Origin of the sequence: Nocardia sp. CC213A (assembly GCF_030766805.1) — a bacterium.
Lineage (GTDB): Bacteria > Actinomycetota > Actinomycetes > Mycobacteriales > Mycobacteriaceae > Nocardia > Nocardia otitidiscaviarum.
Genome location: NZ_JASFXA010000010.1, coordinates 147,660 through 164,238 on the forward strand (window position 1 = coordinate 147,660; position 16,579 = coordinate 164,238).

The window sequence follows — 16,579 nt, forward strand, 5'->3', positions numbered from 1 at the left end:
GCGCACAGTATGGAACATGGATTTTTCTTATTGCACCGCAATTTTTCTGTGTTTACCGTCATGGGTGGGAGCTGTCGATCGACACGAACGATACGGACGTCAAGAGGTGACCATGCCCGGCGAACTGTGGTTCTTCCTACTCGGAGTCGGAATCGGTGGTGCCGCAATGTGGTTCGCGGCCTGCGCGGTGACGGCAACCAGATATTCCAGCTTCGGCGAGGGACCGACGGTACAGAACATCACCGCCCGCCTGGAGCGCGAGGGAATCCTCTCCGCGCGCACCACGAAAGGAAACTCTCCGGCGCATCGAGCATCGTCCAGATGACTGAATTCTCCGATTCCCCCTGCGCAGCGACTCATGGGTCGATTGATAGCAACTGGCTAGCAATACAGACTGGCGACAGCTGATTCTCAGGATGCATCGGTAAGACTGGTAGCGCTCACATCCTCCCGGAAGGAGCTCTACCTGTGCCGGAAACGGAAGACAGCCCCTACGCGGGCATGTTCGACGCCGAAGCACGGCTGTCCTGGGTGCTCGCCGCCATGGCCGGTGTCATCGGCGCTGCGGCACTCCTGCATACCGAGGGCTACTTCGTCACCTTCATGACCGGCAACTCCGAGCGTGCCATCGTGAACTGGTTCGACGGGCGCAGCTCCATGGCCCTGGCCGCCATCCTGCTCATCGTCAGTTTCGTGGCCGGAGTATTCGTGGCGTCCTGGTGTCGGCGACACTTCTGGACCCAGCATCCGCACGGGCCGACGCTGCTCACCACGATGAGCCTCGCCGTCGCCACGGTCATCGACTTCTTCACGGAGACACCCGCCGGAGCTCCGGACATCGAGTTGGTGCCGATCCTGTTCGTGGCCTTCGGCACCGGGGCGCTGAACACCTCGTTCGTGAAGAACGGGGAGGTGTCGGTGCCGATCACCTACTTCACCGGAGCCCTGGTGAAGATGGGCCAGGGGCTCGAACGCCACCTCGCGGGCGCGGCCACCGCCGCCGCCTGGCTGGGCCACTTCCTGATCTGGTCGTCGTTCCTGCTCGGCGGACTCGTCGGCGGACTCATGAACATGATCACCGACGGCCTCGGGCTGCTGCTGCTGGCGACCATCGTCTGCCTGATCACCACCGTCTACACCTACCTGCACCTGGACCGGCACGGCCCGCTGGCGACGGAGTGAGAGAAGAGATCGCCCCCGAACCCAGCGGGATCGGGGGCGATCGGCCTCGTGCGGAACAGCCGCCGCGTCAGCGGTTCTCGAGCAGCACCTCGGCGATCTGAATGGTGTTGAGCGCCGCGCCCTTGCGCAGGTTGTCACCCGAGATGAACAGGGCCAGACCGCGGCCGTCGGGGACGCCCGGATCCTGGCGGATGCGGCCGACCAGGGATTCGTCGATACCGGCCGCCTGCAGCGGAGTGGGGACGTCCACCAGCTTGACGCCCGGGGCGCTCTCCAGCAGCTTGGTGGCGCGCTCGACCGAGAGCGGTCGCGCGAACTCGGCATTGATGGACAGCGAGTGGCCGGTGAAGACCGGGACGCGCACACAGGTGCCGCTCACCGCGAGCTCCGGCAGGCCCAGGATCTTGCGGGACTCGTTGCGCAGCTTCTGGTCCTCGTCGGTCTCGCCGGAATCGTCGTCGACCAGCGCACCCGCCAGCGGGATCACGTCGAAGGCGATGGGCGCGACGTACTTGTTCGGCGCGGGGAACTCCACGGCGGAGCCGTCGTGGGTCAGCTTCTCGGCGTCGTCGATGACCGCGCGCACCTGCGAGGCCAGCTCCTCCACACCGGCCAGGCCGGAGCCCGACACCGCCTGGTAGCTGGACACGATGAGGCGCTGCAGTCCGGCCTCGTCGTGCAGCACCTTCAGCACCGGCATGGCGGCCATGGTGGTGCAGTTCGGGTTGGCGATGATGCCCTTGGGCAGGTTCCGGGTCTGCTCCGGGTTCACCTCGGAGACGACCAGCGGCACCTCGGGATCCTTGCGCCAGGCCGAGGAGTTGTCGATGACCGTGACACCGGCCGCCGCGAAGCGCGGGGCCTGCACTCGGGACATGGTGGCGCCGGCCGAGAACAGCGCGATATCCAGTCCGGTCGGGTCCGCCGTCTCGGCGTCCTCGATCACGATCTCCGTGCCGCGCCACGGCAGGGTCTTGCCCGCCGACCGCGACGACGCGAAGAACCGCACCTGATCGGCCGGGAAATCACGCTCTTCCAACAGCTTCCGCATGACGGCGCCGACCTGACCGGTCGCGCCGACGACACCTACGCGTACACCCATGGCTCAGTGTCCTTTCGACATGATCGGGAGCGCTACGTGGTTACGCTGCGCTGCCGCCTCCGCGCTTGACCCGATCATGTCAGCGCCCCGTTCCGGCGTGCACGACCGCCACCTCGTCGCCGCCCAGATCGAAGGCGCGGTGCAGCACCTGCACGGCCTCGTCCAGATCGGTGTCCTTGACCAGCACCGAGATGCGGATCTCGGAGGTCGAGATGAGGTCGATATTGATGCCCGCGTCCGCGAGCGCCTCACAGAAGGTGGCGGTGACGCCCGGGTGCGACTTCATGCCCGCACCAACCAGGGACACCTTGCCGATGTGGTCGTCGTACACCACCTGGGAGAAGTTGATCTCGCCCTGCCGCTTGGTCAGCAGCTCCACTGCGCGCGGGCCCTCGCTCTTGGGCAGGGTGAAGGTGATGTCGGTCTTGCCGGTCTCCACCTTCGAGATGTTCTGCAACACCATGTCGATATTGATCTCGGCATCGGCGACCGCGCGGAACACCTTGGCGGCGTAACCCGGCTCGTCCGGAATGCCGACGACGGTCACCTTGGCCTCGCTGCGGTCGTGCGCGACGCCAGTGAGGATTGCTTTCTCCAAGGGGATGTCCTCCATCGATCCGTAAATGTAGGTGCCCACCTTGTCGGTGTACGACGAGCGCACATGCACGGGCACGTTGTAGCGGCGCGCGTACTCCACACACCGCAGCATGAGCACCTTGGCCCCGGTCGCGGCCAGTTCCAGCATCTCCTCGTAGGAGACCTGTTCGAGCTTCTGCGCATCGGGGACGATGCGTGGGTCCGAGGTGAACACGCCGTCCACATCGGTGTAGATCTCGCAGACATCGGCTTCGAGCGCGGCGGCCAGCGCGACCGCGGTGGTGTCGGAACCGCCGCGACCCAGCGTGGTCACGTCCCGGCTGTCCTGGGAGACACCCTGGAATCCGGCCACCAGCACGATGACGCCCTCGTCGAGGGCTTCGCGCAGGCGACCCGGCGTCACGTCGATGATGCGCGCGTTGCCGTGCGCACCGGTGGTGACCACACCGGCCTGGGAGCCGGTGAAGGAGCGGGCCTCGGCGCCGAGCGAATGGATGGCCATGGCCACCAGCGCGTTGGAGATGCGCTCACCGGCGGTGAGAAGCATGTCCATCTCGCGGGCGGGCGGCGCGGGAGCCACCTGCTGGGCGAGGTCGAGGAGCTCGTCGGTGGTGTCGCCCATGGCGGAGCAGACGACCACCACGTCGTGGCCCTGCTTCTTGGTCTCGACGATCCGCTCAGCGACGCGACGGATGCGCTCGGCCGATTCGAGCGAAGATCCTCCGTACTTCTGAACGACGAGAGCCACGGTGGAATCCTCCAAGATCGACAAACTGCTGCTATCGAGCACCCAGCCTACCGATGAGCGTCCAGGGGTTTTGCGCCCACCTCCCGGCTGTGACCCATGCAATGCCGCGCGAATATGACGAACAGATTGACTTCGGTGGTGACGCGGGTGCGGCGGTGTCCACCCGCCACCGGCGCGGCCGCGACCGGGCGGCGCGGTTTCATGCATAACCTCTATTGGCGAGAGCGCGGCCCGGCGGGACCATGGCGGGGAGCGAATTCGGGAGGTGAACGATGAAGAGCACGGTGCTCGAGGTGAAGACCGGGCACAGCGAGGTGGTGCACGACATCACCGGGCTGTGCGAGGAGTTCCTGCGCGAGGCGGCGGGCGGCGGCGACGGGCTGCTGCACGTCTTCGTACCGCATGCCACGGCCGGCATCGCGATCATCGAACTGGGCGCGGGCAGCGATGACGACCTGCTGGCCGCGCTGCGCGATCTGCTGCCCGCCGACGACCGCTGGCGGCACGCCCACGGCTCGCGCGGGCACGGCCGCTCGCACGTCATGCCCGCGTTGATCCCGCCCTATGCCACGGTGCCGGTGCTCGGCGGCGCGATGGCGCTGGGCACCTGGCAGTCCATCGCGTTCGTGGACCTCAACGTCGACAACCCGAGCCGGACGATACGGCTGTCCTTCCTCGCCGACTCGGCGTGACCCCACGGGTCACGCCCGGTTGAACCAGGTGACCTGTGCCCCGTTGTCGAAGTCCTGCCGCCGCGTGGGCCGGAACCGGGTCGGCGTGAAGTTGCCGGTGAACGCCGAGATTCCGGCCCCCGCGATCACCGGATAGCTCTTGATGACCAGCTCGTCGATCTCGTCGAGGAGCTGGCCCGCCAGCTTGCCGCCGCCGCACAGCCATATGTTCTTCCCCTCTTCCTTCTTCAACCGACGCACCAGCGCGACCGGATCGCCGTCGACCACGGTCACGTTCGGGTCGTCCACGGAGCCGAGCGTCGTCGAGACGACGTACTGCTTCAGGTGGGCGTACGGGCTCGTGATGCCGTGCAGATAGGCCGGGTCGTAGGTGCCGCGGCCCATCACCACGGTGTCCCATTCCCGGTTGGGCGCGTCGGGGGCGAGTCCGACCTGTTCGCGGAGGTGGGTGGGCACCGACTCCGGGTACCGCTGCGTGATCCACGCGGCCATCTCGTCGGAGAGCGGATAGAAGTCGAACTCCCCGCCCGGTCCGGCGATGTAGCCGTCGAGGGAGACGCCCACGTAGTAGACCAGGTTTCGCATACTATTACCGCCTCGCTCGTTGTACTTCGTCCGTAGTGATTAGAACTGTAGTACTACATTCGGAGTGGTGTCAAGAATGCTTTCGACGCGCTTCAGCACTTGTGACGCGCATCACGAACAACCGATAATGCACATCATGCGAGCGAATGTCGGTGACCAGCTTGTCGTTCACACCCACGCCGTCGGGCTGCGGGAACGCACCGGCGAGATCGTCGAGGTGCGCGGAGACGAGGGCGCACCGCCCTATGTGGTGCGCTTCGACGACGGCCACGAGAGCCTGGTCTTCCCGGGCCCGGACTGGGAAGTGAAAGCTCGCGGCTGAAGCCGTATTCCGCGTACTTCACCGCGGCCTCCCGAAGATTCTCGAAGACCCTCCAGGGTCGTCCGATCCCGTTGCCGGACAGCGGAATTCGTGCATGTATCAGTTTCCGCGAGTACCAGCTACCGGACCGGTAGGTTGACTCCGAGAGCGACGCTCGTCACAATCGGCCCCTGAAGCTGGAGGGTTGTAATGCGTACTAAGACTGATCACCGATTCGTTGTCGACGTCGATCCCGAACAGGTGATGGAGGCGCTGCTGACGGTCGAGCGACTGCCCGACTGGTCGCCTTCCCACCAGGATGTGCGTGTCGCGACTCGCGACAACTATGGGCGGCCCAAGCGGGTCTACGTGTCGGCCAATCTCATGGGCCGACCCGACCGGCAGGTGGTCGAATACACCTGCACCCAGGACCGAATCGAGTGGAAGGTCACCGAATCCAGCGCCGGTGCGGGCGGCAAGGGCTGGTTCGAGATCGCCGATACCGAGGACGGCACCGAGGTCTGGTACCACTCCGAGATCCGCCTCCCGATTCCGGTGCCCGGCATGTTGCTCAAGCGCACCGCCAATCGCGAGAGCGAGACGCTGGTGGAGAACTTCATCGCCTACGTCGAGGATTACGCGGGCATCGAGCCGGAGGCCGAACCGGAGCCGTACCCCGAGGGCGCGTACGAGCCGCGCGGGTACGCCGGGCCGCTGTACGGCGGATCGTTCGAACCCGGACTGGCCTGACCATTACGCCGGCGGCGGAAATCCGCCGGAGGTCCGCTCCTTTCGGGCGATTCCTGCCACGATGTCCTTCATGAGCGAATCGCGCCGATCGCGGACGACAGCGGTGTCCGAGGGCTCCGCCGTCACTCAACTGGAACTGTTCTTCGACCTGGTGCTGGTCTTCGCCTTCACCATGGTCGCCGATCTCGCGGCCCACGAGACCACCGCGGTGAACATATTGCGGGCACTCGTGGTGCTGGCCCTCATGTGGTGGCTGTGGGTCGCGTACTCCTGGCTGGGGAACGTGGTCCGAGCCGACGAGGGCGTGACCCGCCTCGGCATATTCGTGGCCATGGGGGCGACCTTCCTCATGGCGCTCGCGATTCCCGAGGCATTCCACGACCTTCCGGGCGGCTGGTACGCACCCCTGGTATTCGCCATCGGCTACCTGGTGGTGCGGCTGGTGCACATCGTCGTGTTCATGGTCGCCAGCTCCGAGGACGCCCAACTACGCGGACAGGTGGTGCGCTGGGGCCTGGGGTCGCTGACCATCGGCGGCGGACTGCTCGTACTCGCGGCATTCACGCACGGCGCCTGGCAGATCGCGCTGTGGATGCTCGCCGTGGCCGGAGACATGCTCTGGACGATGATCGCGGGCACCGACTGGCGACTCAACTCCGTCAAGCACTTCGCCGAACGGCACGGGCTCATCATCATCGTGGCGCTCGGCGAATCCATCGTGTCCATCGGCATCGGCGTGTCCGGGCTGCCCATCTCCTGGCCCATCGCACTGGGATCCATGCTGGGACTGGCCATCTCCGGGCTGCTGTGGTGGGCGTACTTCGATATCGCGGCGCTCACGGTCGAGCAGGCCATGCACCGGGCCGACGGGGCACGGCGGATCAAGATCGCGCGAGCCTGCTATACCTACTGGCACTTCCCCATGATCGTCGGCATCATCGGACTCTCCGTGGGCCTCAAGAAGGTGCTGAACTACGTGGGCGGGGCCGACGGACACACATTGGCGGACAAGCTGTACGGCATTCCGCTGTACGGGCTGTTCGGCGGCGTGGTGCTGTACCTGGTCGCCCTCGTGGGCTTCAAGCAATACGCGACGGGTCAGGTGAGCACGCAGCGGCTGGTGACCGCGGTGGCGCTGCTGGCGCTGATCCCCGTCGCCGCCGCGCTGCCCGCCCTGGCGGCGCTCGGCATCCTGTGCGCCGTGCTGGCCGTGCTCATCGTCTGGGAGACGGTGCGGCACGCGCGGTTCCGCGACGAGATCCGACACGGCCACGCGGTGTAGGCAGCCGTCCCGGACCGGTCAGCGCTCGAGCACGGCCGACCGGTCCGGGACGGGCGGCGGCCGATGGTCGAACGAATCCGGCACCCGCACGCCCGCTCGCACTGCTTCGCGCATCTGATCCACATTCTCCCGCAACACATCGGCGACCAGCTCGTCGGTGCGCGGGTCGGCCAGCACGTCGAGCACCACGCGGAAGCTCGCGTCGGCGATGCCGCGAATGATCTCCTCGTGGAAGGGCAGATAGCGCACGCGACCCAACTGCGGATCCTGGCGGATGGTCTCCAGGATCATCTGATCCAGCTCGGCGCGATTCTCCTCCAGCGCCGCCGAGATATTGCGGGTGAAATGGGCGGTCCGCAACACCTGGGCGACCTCGTCCATGACGGCCACCGTCACCGGGCGCTTGATGGTCTCGACAATGGTTCCGACCGAGCGGTTCACCACCGCGGCGGTGACCCGGTCGCCGAACGCCCGGTCCGCCACCCGCGCCAGGCGCACCACGACCACCACGATCCGCAACAGCCGGAAGCCGCGGAAGAACGGGCTGGTCACCGGGATCATGCCCAGCACCTCGTACCAGTAGACGAACGGGAACGACCACGGCCAGCCCTCGCGCCGCCAGCGCCAGACGAACTCGATCGCGAAGACGCCGCAGATGATCCAGTCCACCACCACGATCGTCCGATAGGTGCTGTCCGCCACCGGAAAGAACGTCACCCAGCCGACCAGCACCACCGAGACGACGGCCAGTGCCAGCATGGCGAAATCTGTCCACAGCACCGGCGGTTTGCGCGGGTACTCACCCTCCGCGCCGCTGAACTGGCTCACGACGGCCCCTTCCACCTCGAAACAGCCAAGCCGAGAGTAGTTGCCGCGCCGGTGCCGCGGGCGGAACCGAACCGGGCCGGGCGATCCGGCGGCTACCGCCCGGCGCGGAGGATGGCCTCGATATTGCGTTCGGCGACGGCGGTGATGGTCAGGGACGGGTTCGCCGTGGCGGTGCTGCCGGGCAGGGCCGCGCCGTCCATCACGTACAGGCCCGGGTGGCCGTGCACGCGGCCGTAGGCGTCGGTGGCGCGGCCCAGCACCGCGCCGCCGAGCGGGTGGGCGGTGAAGAAGGCCTGGGCGTCGTAGCCGATGGGCGTGTAGTCCACGATCGCGCGGCCGCGCTCGGCGATCCGGTCGTCGACGGCACGGCAGGCGGCCAGCACCTGGTTCTGGGCGTGCGCGGGCCAGGTCAGGCCGACCCGGTCGGTGGCGCGGTCGTAGCCGAAGCGGGCGCGGGTCGGGTCCAGCACCATCCCCAGTGACGCGATGGCCCCGGTGTCCACCGGAATGCCCGGCACATACCAGTTCTCCAGGGTCAGCGGAACACCCGATTCGTCCAGGATGCGGCTGGCGCTCGGGACGCCGTTGCCGACCCCGGTGAGGGCGTTCGCGCCGCGCGCCAGCACCGCGTCGCCATTGGTGCCCCAGCCGTCGCCGACGTGCTCGTTGAGGTGTGGCAGCGCACCGGTCGCCTGGGCGCGCACCAGCAGTTCGGAGGTGCCCACCGAACCCGCGCCCAGGAACAGGCGGTCACAGGTGAGGATGCGGGTGGACAGCACCTGCCCGGTGGGGGCCAGCTTGGTCACCGTGACCGCGTACCGGTCGCCGTCCTGCGCGATGGCGTCCACCCGGTGGCCGGGATAGATGCCGGTATTGCCGGTGGCCTCGGCGTAGCGCAGGTAGTTCTGGTTGAGATCGAACTTCGCGCCGTTGGAATTGCCGAGATTGCTGCGCGCGGCGATGGCGGAGGCGCGGGTGGTGCCCGCCAGCTCACCGCGAATGATGTTCCAGTCGAAGGCGGAATCGTTGGCCGTGGGCTGATAGCCCGCCGCCCGCACCTGCTGATCCCAGATGCGTGAATGCGTGAACGGCGCGGAGCCGTACACGTCCGCGGGCATGGGGCTCAGCCGCAGCATCTGCCGCACCCGCGGGTAGTAGACGCGGTCCAGTTCGTCGTAATTCACGACGCCGCGGAAGACGGCATCGAACAGATGCCGCTCGGGCGCGACCATGGCCCCGGTGAAGACCACCGAGCCGCCGCCGACCGCCGCGGCCCGCCACACGTCGATACCCGGGTACTCGGTCACATCGAGGACACCGCCGAAGCTGGCGAACGACATGGGCACCTTGGTCACGCCGGTGAAGGTGTTGCGGTGCCAGAACCCGCGCCCGTCCGGCAGGTCGTCACCGGTGAAGATCTCCCGCCACGGGTCGTTGGGCCACCGGGAGCCGCGCTCCAGCACCGTATTCCGCACCCCGGCCTCGGCCAACCGCAGGGCGGTGACCGCCGCGCCGAACCCCGAGCCGATGACAATGGCCTCGGTGTGCTCCGGCGGATCCGGTAGCGGCGCAAAGATTTCCGGCACCCATGCCTCGAACAGCGCATGCCACAGGAAATTCGCCGACGCCGGTCCGGCGCCGCGCGTAGCGGCCCCCGTCCCGACGCCCGCCAGCAAAGCCGCCACCCCGGCAGCCTTCAAGACGGCGCGTCTCCGCAACCGGCCACCTCCTCATCAACCAATGGCCGCGCGCGACACTACCGGGCTGCCGCCCGCACCTCAACACGTTCGCAATATCCCTGCGAGCGCCATGTTCGGCGGCTATGATTTCTCGGTTTTCCGATGTGCGCCACCGTATCCCGCCGACCCCGCGTCCCGGTGGGTGCGGCGGGTCCCGACGTCCGATCGCGTCCGGCGCGGTCGGACCATGCGCGCGATCGGTTCACCGCGGTCGGGCCGGTCACTCGAACGGGCCGGTCACTCGAACGGGCCGACCACGCGATCGGATCGATTACGTGAACGGGTCGACCGCACGAACGAATCGACCACGCGAACAAGCCGAACACGAATGGATCGGCCACACGAACGGGCCGACCGTGTAGGAAACGCGTCGACTCAGGCGCGCAGGCGTTCGCGGCGGAGCTGCTCCACCTCGGGGAGATCGAGGGGCGGGAGGGAATCGACGCCGAGGGCCTTGGTGAGCAGGTAGTCGGCGAGTTCCGGGTTGCGGGCCAGGGCGGGACCGTGCATGTAGGTGCCGATGACCGAGCCCTGCACCACACCCTCCAGACCGTCGCCGACGCCATTGCCGACACCGCGGGTGACGCGGGCCAGACCGGTGGCCGCGCCGCCGAGTTTCGTGCCGCCACGGTGGTTCTCGAAGCCGGTGAGGGGCTGGCTCAAACCCGCGAGGATCGGGTTGGTGACCACCTCACCGATGGCGCGCTCGGCCTGCGGGGAGGTGGTGACGTCGATGAGGCCGACACCGTCCACGCGTTCGCCCGAGGAGGTCTCGTACCAGTGGCCGAGCACCTGGATGGCCGCGCAGATGGCCAGCACCGGCACCCCGCGCCCGGCGGCGGCCTGCAGGCCGGGGTAGCGCTGCAGGTGGCGGGTGGCCAGGCGCTGCGCGGAATCCTCCGCACCGCCCAGGGTGTAGATGTCGAGCGAGTCGGGAACCGGCTCGCTCAACGAGATCTCGACGATCTCGGCGTCGTAGCCGCGCATCCGCAACCGCTGCCGCAGCACCACCGCATTGCCGCCGTCGCCGTAGGTGCCCATGACATCGGGCAGCACCAGACCGATGCGCACCGTGGACTCACTCGACCGCTTCCCTTGCGCCGCAGCCTGTTCCACCCGTACGGCGGCCTGGATCCGCGCCGCGGTGATATCCGCCGCCGCCGGCGACGAAGCATCGCCCCCGGCCACCGCATGCTCACCGACAGCCGGTGACGACGCCGCCTCAGCACCATCTACGGCCGCAAGCTCACCGGTACCCGCCGACGGGGCCACCGCAGCGCTCGAGCCAGCGGTGTCCGCGGACCCGGCAGGCGCATCTTCTCCGAAGCCAGCGGCCTGCCGCGAGGCAGCGCCGTCCCGACCGGATGCGGACGCGCCGTGGTCGGCGGTATCCCTCGGCCGCTCGGCGGTGTCCTTCGGCTGTTCGGTCGTGTCCTCCGGTCGGTCGCTTCGCTCGCTCATGCGCACACCCCCGCCTTCTCCTCCAGGTCGCGGTTCAGGTCGCGGAATGCCGTGTAGTTGGCCAGCACCTCCACCTGCCCCGGCGGGCAGGAGCGGATGGCGCGCAGGGGGTCCGCGACGATGGTGTGCTGTACCCCGGCGTAGGTGAGGCGGACCGCGAGGTCGGTGGCGCGCTCGCCCGCCGCCACCACCCGGGTGCCCTCGAAGTGTTCGAACCGCACGTCCCACAGCCAGGACAGGTCCTCGCCGTCGGGCACCTGGCCGTTGACCGCGATCACCAAACCCTTGGCGGCGGGGTCGATCATGGACAGCGCCTCCTGCCAACCGGCGGGGTTCTTGGCCAGCAGCAGTCGGGTCGCGTGGTCGCCGACCTGAACGGTGCGGTAGCGGCCCGCGATCTCCTTCACGGTCGCCGCCGCCGCGACGGCCCGCGCCGGATCGGCCCCCAGCGCGATGGCCGCCGCCACCGCCTGCGCGGCATTACCCCGGTTGGCACGTCCGGGCAGCGCCAGGCTCAGCGGCAGCTCCAGTCCGTCCGGGCCGTACAGCGTGTGCTCGTCCACCCACCAATCCGGTTGCGGGCGTTTGAAATCCGTGCCGGTGCTGTACCAGTGGTCGCCCTCCCACAGAATGGGCTCGCCACTGCGCGGGCAGCTGGTGGCATCGACCTGCCAGCCGCTGCCGGCCGCCACCCACACCACATTCGGGTGGTCGTAGGCGATGGAGGTGACCAGCACGTCGTCACAGTTGGCGATGAGCACGGCGTGCTGATGCCGGGCCATGCCGGCGCGCAGGCGGCGCTCGATCATATTGATCTCGCCGACCCGGTCCAGCTGGTCGCGACTGAGGTTGAGCAGCACCACCGCCGAGGGATTCAGCGCATCGGCCACATGGGGCAGATGCAGCTCGTCCACCTCGATCGCGGCCAGCGGCGCGGTGCGATTCGCGGTCAGCGCGGCCACGATGCCGGCGTCCATATTCGCGCCGTCGGCCTGGGTGGCGACCCGGCCCAGGGTGCCGAGCGCGGCCGCCGTCATCCGGGTGGTGGTGGACTTGCCATTGGTGCCGGTCACCAGCACCGTGCGCCGTCCCCGGCCGAGCTGCGTCATGAGTGACGGGTCGATCTTCAGCGCGATCAGCCCGCCGATCATCGACCCCTTACCGCGCCCGGCCTTCTGCGAGGCCCACGACGCCGCGGTCGCCGCCCGCAGCGCCACCCGCCCGCGCACCGAAATGTCTGCCACGCCGCGAGTCTATTGCCGCCACCGCACCCCGCCACACGCGGTCCGCGTGATCCCTCTCGCACAGACCGAACGGTCAGGGGGAATCCGTGGCGGTATCGCGCGGGAGACCCCCGCCACCAGTTCCCCCTCGGCGGATCAGGACCTGTAGAGGGACCGGGCGTAGTTGGGTTCGGAGTAGTAGTGGGTCAGTTCCTCGAGGGATTGGGGGGTGTCCGGTTGTAGTTCTTTGACCAGGTGAGCTTGGGTGGGGAGGGTGTCGGCGGGCCAGCGGTCGGGGTGCCAGAGGTTGGAGCGCAGGAACGCCTTGCCGCAGTGGAAGAAGATCTGGTCGATGTCGACCTCCACGGCGAGGATGGGGCGGTGGCCGCGCACGATCATGTCGTCGAAGTACGGGGCGTCGCGGACCAGGCGGGCGCGGCCGTTGACGCGCAGGGTTTCGGTGCGGCCGGGGATCACGAACAGCACGCCGATGTGCGGGTTGTCCAGGATATTGAGGTAGCCGTCGGCGCGACGGTTACCGGGACGCTCCGGGATCGCGATGGTCCGATCATCGAGGACCCGAACGAATCCGGCGGGGTCACCCTTCGGGGAGGCGTCGCAATTGCCCGCGGCATCACTGGTCGCCAGCACCACGAACGGAGACGCCGCGATCCACTCGCGGTCGCGCGGGTGCAATTGGACGCGTTCCTTGGCGGCGGCGCGAGGATTCACCGCGCCCAACAGTTCTCGCAGTTCCTCGGGGTCGGTGATCTCGCTCATGGATTCGATTGAACGCCCCGACCCGGCTGCGGCACCAGGGGGTTGTGAACAATCAGACCGGACCGTCGAAGAGGTTCGGCTGGCCGCTGGCGTAGCGCGCGACATCCAACTGCCGGAAGGGCTCCAGCTCCGCCGCCCGGTACAGGGTGAACAGGCGACAGCGCGGGGCGGTGGCACCCGTGACGTCCAGGATGGCGTTCACCGCCGTGCGCGCCGACTCCGACGCTCCCTCCATGGTGGCGAGATCCACATTCGTCCGCACGTAATCGCCTGCCAGATACAGATTTTCGATGGCGCCGTGACACTCCGGGCGGAGCGCCCACGATCCGGCCGTATTGATCAGCAGCGGGTCGGCGTTCTCGTTGCGGCGGGTGGCGGCATTCCAGGTGATGCCGGTGTCGAGGAACCAGGAGTGCAGATCCTCGTCGCGCAGCAGCTCGGAGCGGTCGTTGAGGTGGGCCTTCAGCTGCGCCCAGACCTCGCGGACGATCTCGTCGTGAGTGCACTCCTTGGCCGTCTTGCCGTAGAGCGGGCCGGGGGTGTTCCAGTCGGAGATGTCCACCGACAGGCAGTCGACGACGGTGCCGTCCCCGTGTTCGGACAGTCGCACGCGCGGCCAGAACTGATCCTGGGAGATGGAGGTCAGCGACCACGGCGAGTCCACGTAGGCCACGTGGCCGCGCGCGATGGCGGTCGGGCGGCGCAGGAAGAACTGCAGGCCCGTCATCCAGTCCACCATCAGCTGGTGCATGCCCGCCAATTCCGGTCGCAGCGCCAGGATTTCGGGAGTGAGCAGGCTGCGTGCCGCCTCCACGGGCAGGGCGCACACGAAGTGGTCGGCCGCCACCGTTTCGGCCGCGCCGGCGGCGGTCACCACCCGGGCCGAGCCGATGCGGTTGCCGCTCACGTCGAGTCCGCGCACCTCCGCCGCGACGAAGCGCACGCCGAGTTCTCGCAGCCGCGCCGCCCACGGGTCGATCCACGCCTCATTGGTGGGGCCGTCCAGAATCCGGTCCAGCGCACCGTCATTGCCGATCTCGAGCGGATTGCCGAGGAACTGCTCGCCCATATTGCCGATGGTGCGGGTGCTGGCCAGATCGTCCCGTGCCGCCACCAGCAGGGTGGTGAGGGTGCGGGACATGAGCATGCGGAATTCGCTCGACCGGTTGCGCGCGCCCACGTAGTCGCGCCAGGACACCTTGTCCCACTGGCCGTATCGGCGGGCGTCGCAACTGGTGTTGAAAACCAGCAGTCGGTTGGCGAAGTAGAGGGCGTCCTGATACGGCATCTTCGCCGTGGTGGAGATGGCGGAGCTGACCGTCTCGCGGAAGTCTTCCGGCGTCGCCCAGACCCGGCCCGCCTTGCCCAGCGGCATGATCACGTCGTCGTTGTCGCGACGGGAGAAACGCGCCTCGGGTGCGGCGATCAGGTTGTCCCACACACCATTGGCGTTGCCCGCGAACGGGATTCGCCGCATGGTATCCGGAATGTGGTGGTAGAAGCCGGGGAAGAAGCGGAAGCCGTGCTCGCCCCACAGATCGGGACGACCACCCCGGCCGCTGCCCGGCACCCGCATGCTGCGCGCCTTGCCGCCCAGCGCCCGCCGCTCGTACACGGTGACCTCGAAGCCGCGCTCGGCGAGTTCGTGCGCGGCGGTCATTCCCGCCACGCCGCCGCCCAGCACCGCCACCCGACGGCCCGCCGCCGCCCGCGCGGGGGCGGACCGCAGCCCGGTCGTCACCGCCCCCGCGGTCACCACGCCCGCCGCGACCGTGCCGCGCAGCACCGACCGCCGCGACACGGACATGCGCTGTCCTGCCATTCCCAAACCTCCCAGCCGGGACCGATCCTAGGCAGCGGATCCCGCCCTGTGGTCGGTTGGGGTGCGAGATCTCGAACCGAGAGCCAGCGAATTTGCGAACTTCGCGGGCGAATACCCGGTTCGCCTGATTCAGCTCCTGCCGGTGCGCGAGGCAGCCACGACCGGTGCGGGAGAGGAAGCGGCCATGGCCGTGTCGGCTACGAGTGCGGGGCGGGCGGTGGAGGTGGCGGTGAAGGCTCCGATGATGACGACGGCCGCGCCCAGCAGAGACAGGGCGGTCGGGGTTTCGTGCAGGAAGGCCCAGGCGGCGGCGATGCCGACCACCGGCACCAGCAGGGACAGCGGGGCGACGGTGCCCGCCGGGTAGCGGCTCATGAGCAGGGTCCACAGGCCCGAGCCCGCGATGGTGCCGAGCAGGACGATGTAGGCCAGGGCCGCCAGGGCGGGCCAGCCGGTCGCGGTGAAGGATTCGGCCAGGTCCCGCCAGCCCGTGGTGGGGCCCTCGGTCAGCGCCGAGAGCGCGAACATCGGCAGCGGCGGGACCACCGCCATCCACAGGGTCAGGTGCAGCGGGTTCACCCCCTCGGTATCCGCCATCGCCAGCCGCGATCCGATATTGCCGAACGCCCAACTCAATCCACCGGCCAGGGTGAGCAACAGGGGCAGCAGCGCCGCGTAGTGCGCGCGATCCCATCCGATGACCGCCATACCGGCCATGGCCACGGCAATGCCGACCAGTTGGACCGGACGCAGCCGCTCGCGCAGCAGCAGTGCGCCGAGCAGGACGGTGAACGGTGCGGAAGACTGCAGTACCAAGGAGGACAAACCGGTCGGCATCCCAGCCCGCATGGCGGTGAACAGGAAGGCGAACTGCAACACCCCGAACCCCGTGCCGTACATCAGCAGATACCCCCATGGCACCCGCGGCCGCGGCACGAACAGCAGCACCGGCACCGCGATCACCGCGAACCGCAATCCCACGAAGAAGAACGGCGGGAAATGATCCAGGCCCACCCGAATCGCCAGTAAGTTCAACCCCCACAGCACGACAACGGTGAGCCCGATCAGGCGGTCACGACTACTCATGCACGCATCGTGAAGTGTTCTATAGGTAAGAACAATCGAATTGTTATGCACTAATAGTGTAGTAAAACTGAAGTATGCCGCAGCACAACCCACCGACCACCGGCGATACGGCGACAACCCAACGCCCAACGAGGTCCGATGCCGCCGACGGTCCGACCGCGTCCACGGAGACCTCGCTACCCGTGGCGGGTGCGCGGGCGAATATCGCGCGGCGGTCGGCGCGTGCGGAGGGCGAGGCGGCCGGGAGCGGTCTGCCCAGGACCGTGCGGCCACCTCGACGGGTCGGCGGCACGACCGTCGCGGCGCAGGATGCGGCGGGGCGGACTCCGCCGGCCAGTACCGACGCGGCGGAGGGGAAGTCTGTGCCGTCCGGGATACCGGAGCGGACCGGGTGGGCGCGG

16 protein-coding genes are annotated in these 16,579 nt (G+C 68.2%); 6 read left to right on the forward strand and 10 right to left on the reverse strand.

The features are described from left to right. Positions 1-16 precede the first annotated feature (16 nt). Together QJS31_RS19980 and QJS31_RS19985 are read left to right on the forward strand one after the other, a co-directional pair. Positions 17-325, forward strand: coding sequence for a hypothetical protein (locus QJS31_RS19980; protein ID WP_147287022.1), 309 nt, complete (start codon positions 17-19; stop codon positions 323-325). A 176-nt stretch (positions 326-501) separates the two neighbouring features. Continuing rightward, positions 502-1,182, forward strand: coding sequence for a YoaK family protein (locus tag QJS31_RS19985; protein WP_282777780.1), 681 nt, complete (start codon positions 502-504; stop codon positions 1,180-1,182). Positions 1,183-1,249: 67 nt separating this feature from the next. Here the strand turns inward: QJS31_RS19985 and QJS31_RS19990 are convergent, their stop codons facing one another. Both QJS31_RS19990 and QJS31_RS19995 read right to left on the reverse strand, forming a co-directional pair. Beyond that, a complete protein-coding gene (locus tag QJS31_RS19990) occupies positions 1,250-2,284 on the reverse strand; it encodes an aspartate-semialdehyde dehydrogenase (RefSeq protein WP_306357377.1) in 1,035 nt (344 codons plus the stop codon). Positions 2,285-2,363: 79 nt separating this feature from the next. Beyond that, the gene (locus QJS31_RS19995; RefSeq protein WP_029932813.1) at positions 2,364-3,629 is read right to left on the reverse strand and encodes an aspartate kinase; all 1,266 of its coding nucleotides are present in this window, start codon (positions 3,627-3,629) and stop codon (positions 2,364-2,366) included. 272 nt (positions 3,630-3,901) lie between these two features. Here QJS31_RS19995 and QJS31_RS20000 point away from each other — a divergent pair, with 272 nt between their 5' ends. Further along, positions 3,902-4,321, forward strand: a complete 420-nt coding sequence (locus QJS31_RS20000; RefSeq protein ID WP_282777762.1) for a secondary thiamine-phosphate synthase enzyme YjbQ — start codon at positions 3,902-3,904, stop codon at positions 4,319-4,321. 9 nt (positions 4,322-4,330) lie between these two features. Here QJS31_RS20000 and QJS31_RS20005 read toward each other — a convergent pair whose 3' ends face one another. Further along, entirely contained in the window at positions 4,331-4,906 is a 576-nt protein-coding gene (locus QJS31_RS20005; protein WP_282777763.1) for a dihydrofolate reductase family protein, read from the reverse strand. A 136-nt stretch (positions 4,907-5,042) separates the two neighbouring features. On the opposite strand from QJS31_RS20005, the gene QJS31_RS20010 reads away from it, so the two are divergent. From QJS31_RS20010 to QJS31_RS20020, 3 genes are all read left to right on the forward strand, one after another. Further along, positions 5,043-5,228: a DUF1918 domain-containing protein gene (locus QJS31_RS20010; protein WP_282777764.1), complete on the forward strand. Its 186-nt coding sequence runs from the start codon at positions 5,043-5,045 to the stop codon at positions 5,226-5,228. Between the two features lie 189 nt (positions 5,229-5,417). Further along, positions 5,418-5,957 (forward strand): SRPBCC family protein, encoded by a 540-nt coding sequence (locus QJS31_RS20015; protein ID WP_306357378.1) that lies wholly within the window; start codon positions 5,418-5,420, stop codon positions 5,955-5,957. A gap of 70 nt (positions 5,958-6,027) precedes the next feature. Beyond that, on the forward strand, positions 6,028-7,239 hold the full coding sequence (locus QJS31_RS20020; RefSeq protein WP_306357379.1) for a low temperature requirement protein A: 1,212 nt from the start codon (positions 6,028-6,030) through the stop codon (positions 7,237-7,239). Positions 7,240-7,257: 18 nt separating this feature from the next. Here QJS31_RS20020 and QJS31_RS20025 read toward each other — a convergent pair whose 3' ends face one another. From QJS31_RS20025 to QJS31_RS20055, 7 genes are all read right to left on the reverse strand, one after another. Beyond that, positions 7,258-8,067, reverse strand: a complete 810-nt coding sequence (locus QJS31_RS20025; protein ID WP_282777770.1) for an ion transporter — start codon at positions 8,065-8,067, stop codon at positions 7,258-7,260. A gap of 92 nt (positions 8,068-8,159) precedes the next feature. Then, on the reverse strand, positions 8,160-9,785 hold the full coding sequence (locus QJS31_RS20030; RefSeq protein WP_306357380.1) for a GMC oxidoreductase: 1,626 nt from the start codon (positions 9,783-9,785) through the stop codon (positions 8,160-8,162). Positions 9,786-10,181: 396 nt separating this feature from the next. Then, positions 10,182-10,922: a type 1 glutamine amidotransferase gene (locus QJS31_RS20035; protein WP_282777783.1), complete on the reverse strand. Its 741-nt coding sequence runs from the start codon at positions 10,920-10,922 to the stop codon at positions 10,182-10,184. Positions 10,923-11,263: 341 nt separating this feature from the next. After that, a complete protein-coding gene (locus QJS31_RS20040; RefSeq protein ID WP_306357381.1) occupies positions 11,264-12,511 on the reverse strand; it encodes a MurT ligase domain-containing protein in 1,248 nt (415 codons plus the stop codon). Positions 12,512-12,646: 135 nt separating this feature from the next. Then, entirely contained in the window at positions 12,647-13,270 is a 624-nt protein-coding gene (locus QJS31_RS20045) for a pyridoxamine 5'-phosphate oxidase family protein (protein WP_282777775.1), read from the reverse strand. Between the two features lie 52 nt (positions 13,271-13,322). Beyond that, entirely contained in the window at positions 13,323-15,092 is a 1,770-nt protein-coding gene (locus QJS31_RS20050) for an FAD-dependent oxidoreductase (protein ID WP_306357382.1), read from the reverse strand. Between the two features lie 129 nt (positions 15,093-15,221). After that, positions 15,222-16,178 carry an EamA family transporter gene (locus tag QJS31_RS20055; RefSeq protein WP_306357383.1) on the reverse strand — a complete coding sequence of 319 codons (957 nt, stop codon included), beginning with the start codon at positions 16,176-16,178 and terminating at the stop codon, positions 15,222-15,224. Positions 16,179-16,579: the final 401 nt, after the last annotated feature.

Bases quoted from the DNA above. Each gene is read 5' to 3' on its own strand.
- QJS31_RS20005 (WP_282777763.1), bottom strand. From the start codon at position 4,906: ATGCGAAACCTGGTCTACTACGTGGGCGTCTCCCTCGACGGCTACATC.
- QJS31_RS19980 (WP_147287022.1), top strand. From the start codon at position 17: ATGGATTTTTCTTATTGCACCGCAATTTTTCTGTGTTTACCGTCATGG.
- QJS31_RS20055 (WP_306357383.1), bottom strand. From the start codon at position 16,178: ATGAGTAGTCGTGACCGCCTGATCGGGCTCACCGTTGTCGTGCTGTGG.
- QJS31_RS20045 (WP_282777775.1), bottom strand. From the start codon at position 13,270: ATGAGCGAGATCACCGACCCCGAGGAACTGCGAGAACTGTTGGGCGCG.
- QJS31_RS20000 (WP_282777762.1), top strand. From the start codon at position 3,902: ATGAAGAGCACGGTGCTCGAGGTGAAGACCGGGCACAGCGAGGTGGTG.
- QJS31_RS19990 (WP_306357377.1), bottom strand. From the start codon at position 2,284: ATGGGTGTACGCGTAGGTGTCGTCGGCGCGACCGGTCAGGTCGGCGCC.
- QJS31_RS20050 (WP_306357382.1), bottom strand. From the start codon at position 15,092: ATGGCAGGACAGCGCATGTCCGTGTCGCGGCGGTCGGTGCTGCGCGGC.
- QJS31_RS20015 (WP_306357378.1), top strand. From the start codon at position 5,418: ATGCGTACTAAGACTGATCACCGATTCGTTGTCGACGTCGATCCCGAA.
- QJS31_RS19985 (WP_282777780.1), top strand. From the start codon at position 502: ATGTTCGACGCCGAAGCACGGCTGTCCTGGGTGCTCGCCGCCATGGCC.
- QJS31_RS20010 (WP_282777764.1), top strand. From the start codon at position 5,043: ATGCGAGCGAATGTCGGTGACCAGCTTGTCGTTCACACCCACGCCGTC.
- QJS31_RS20020 (WP_306357379.1), top strand. From the start codon at position 6,028: ATGAGCGAATCGCGCCGATCGCGGACGACAGCGGTGTCCGAGGGCTCC.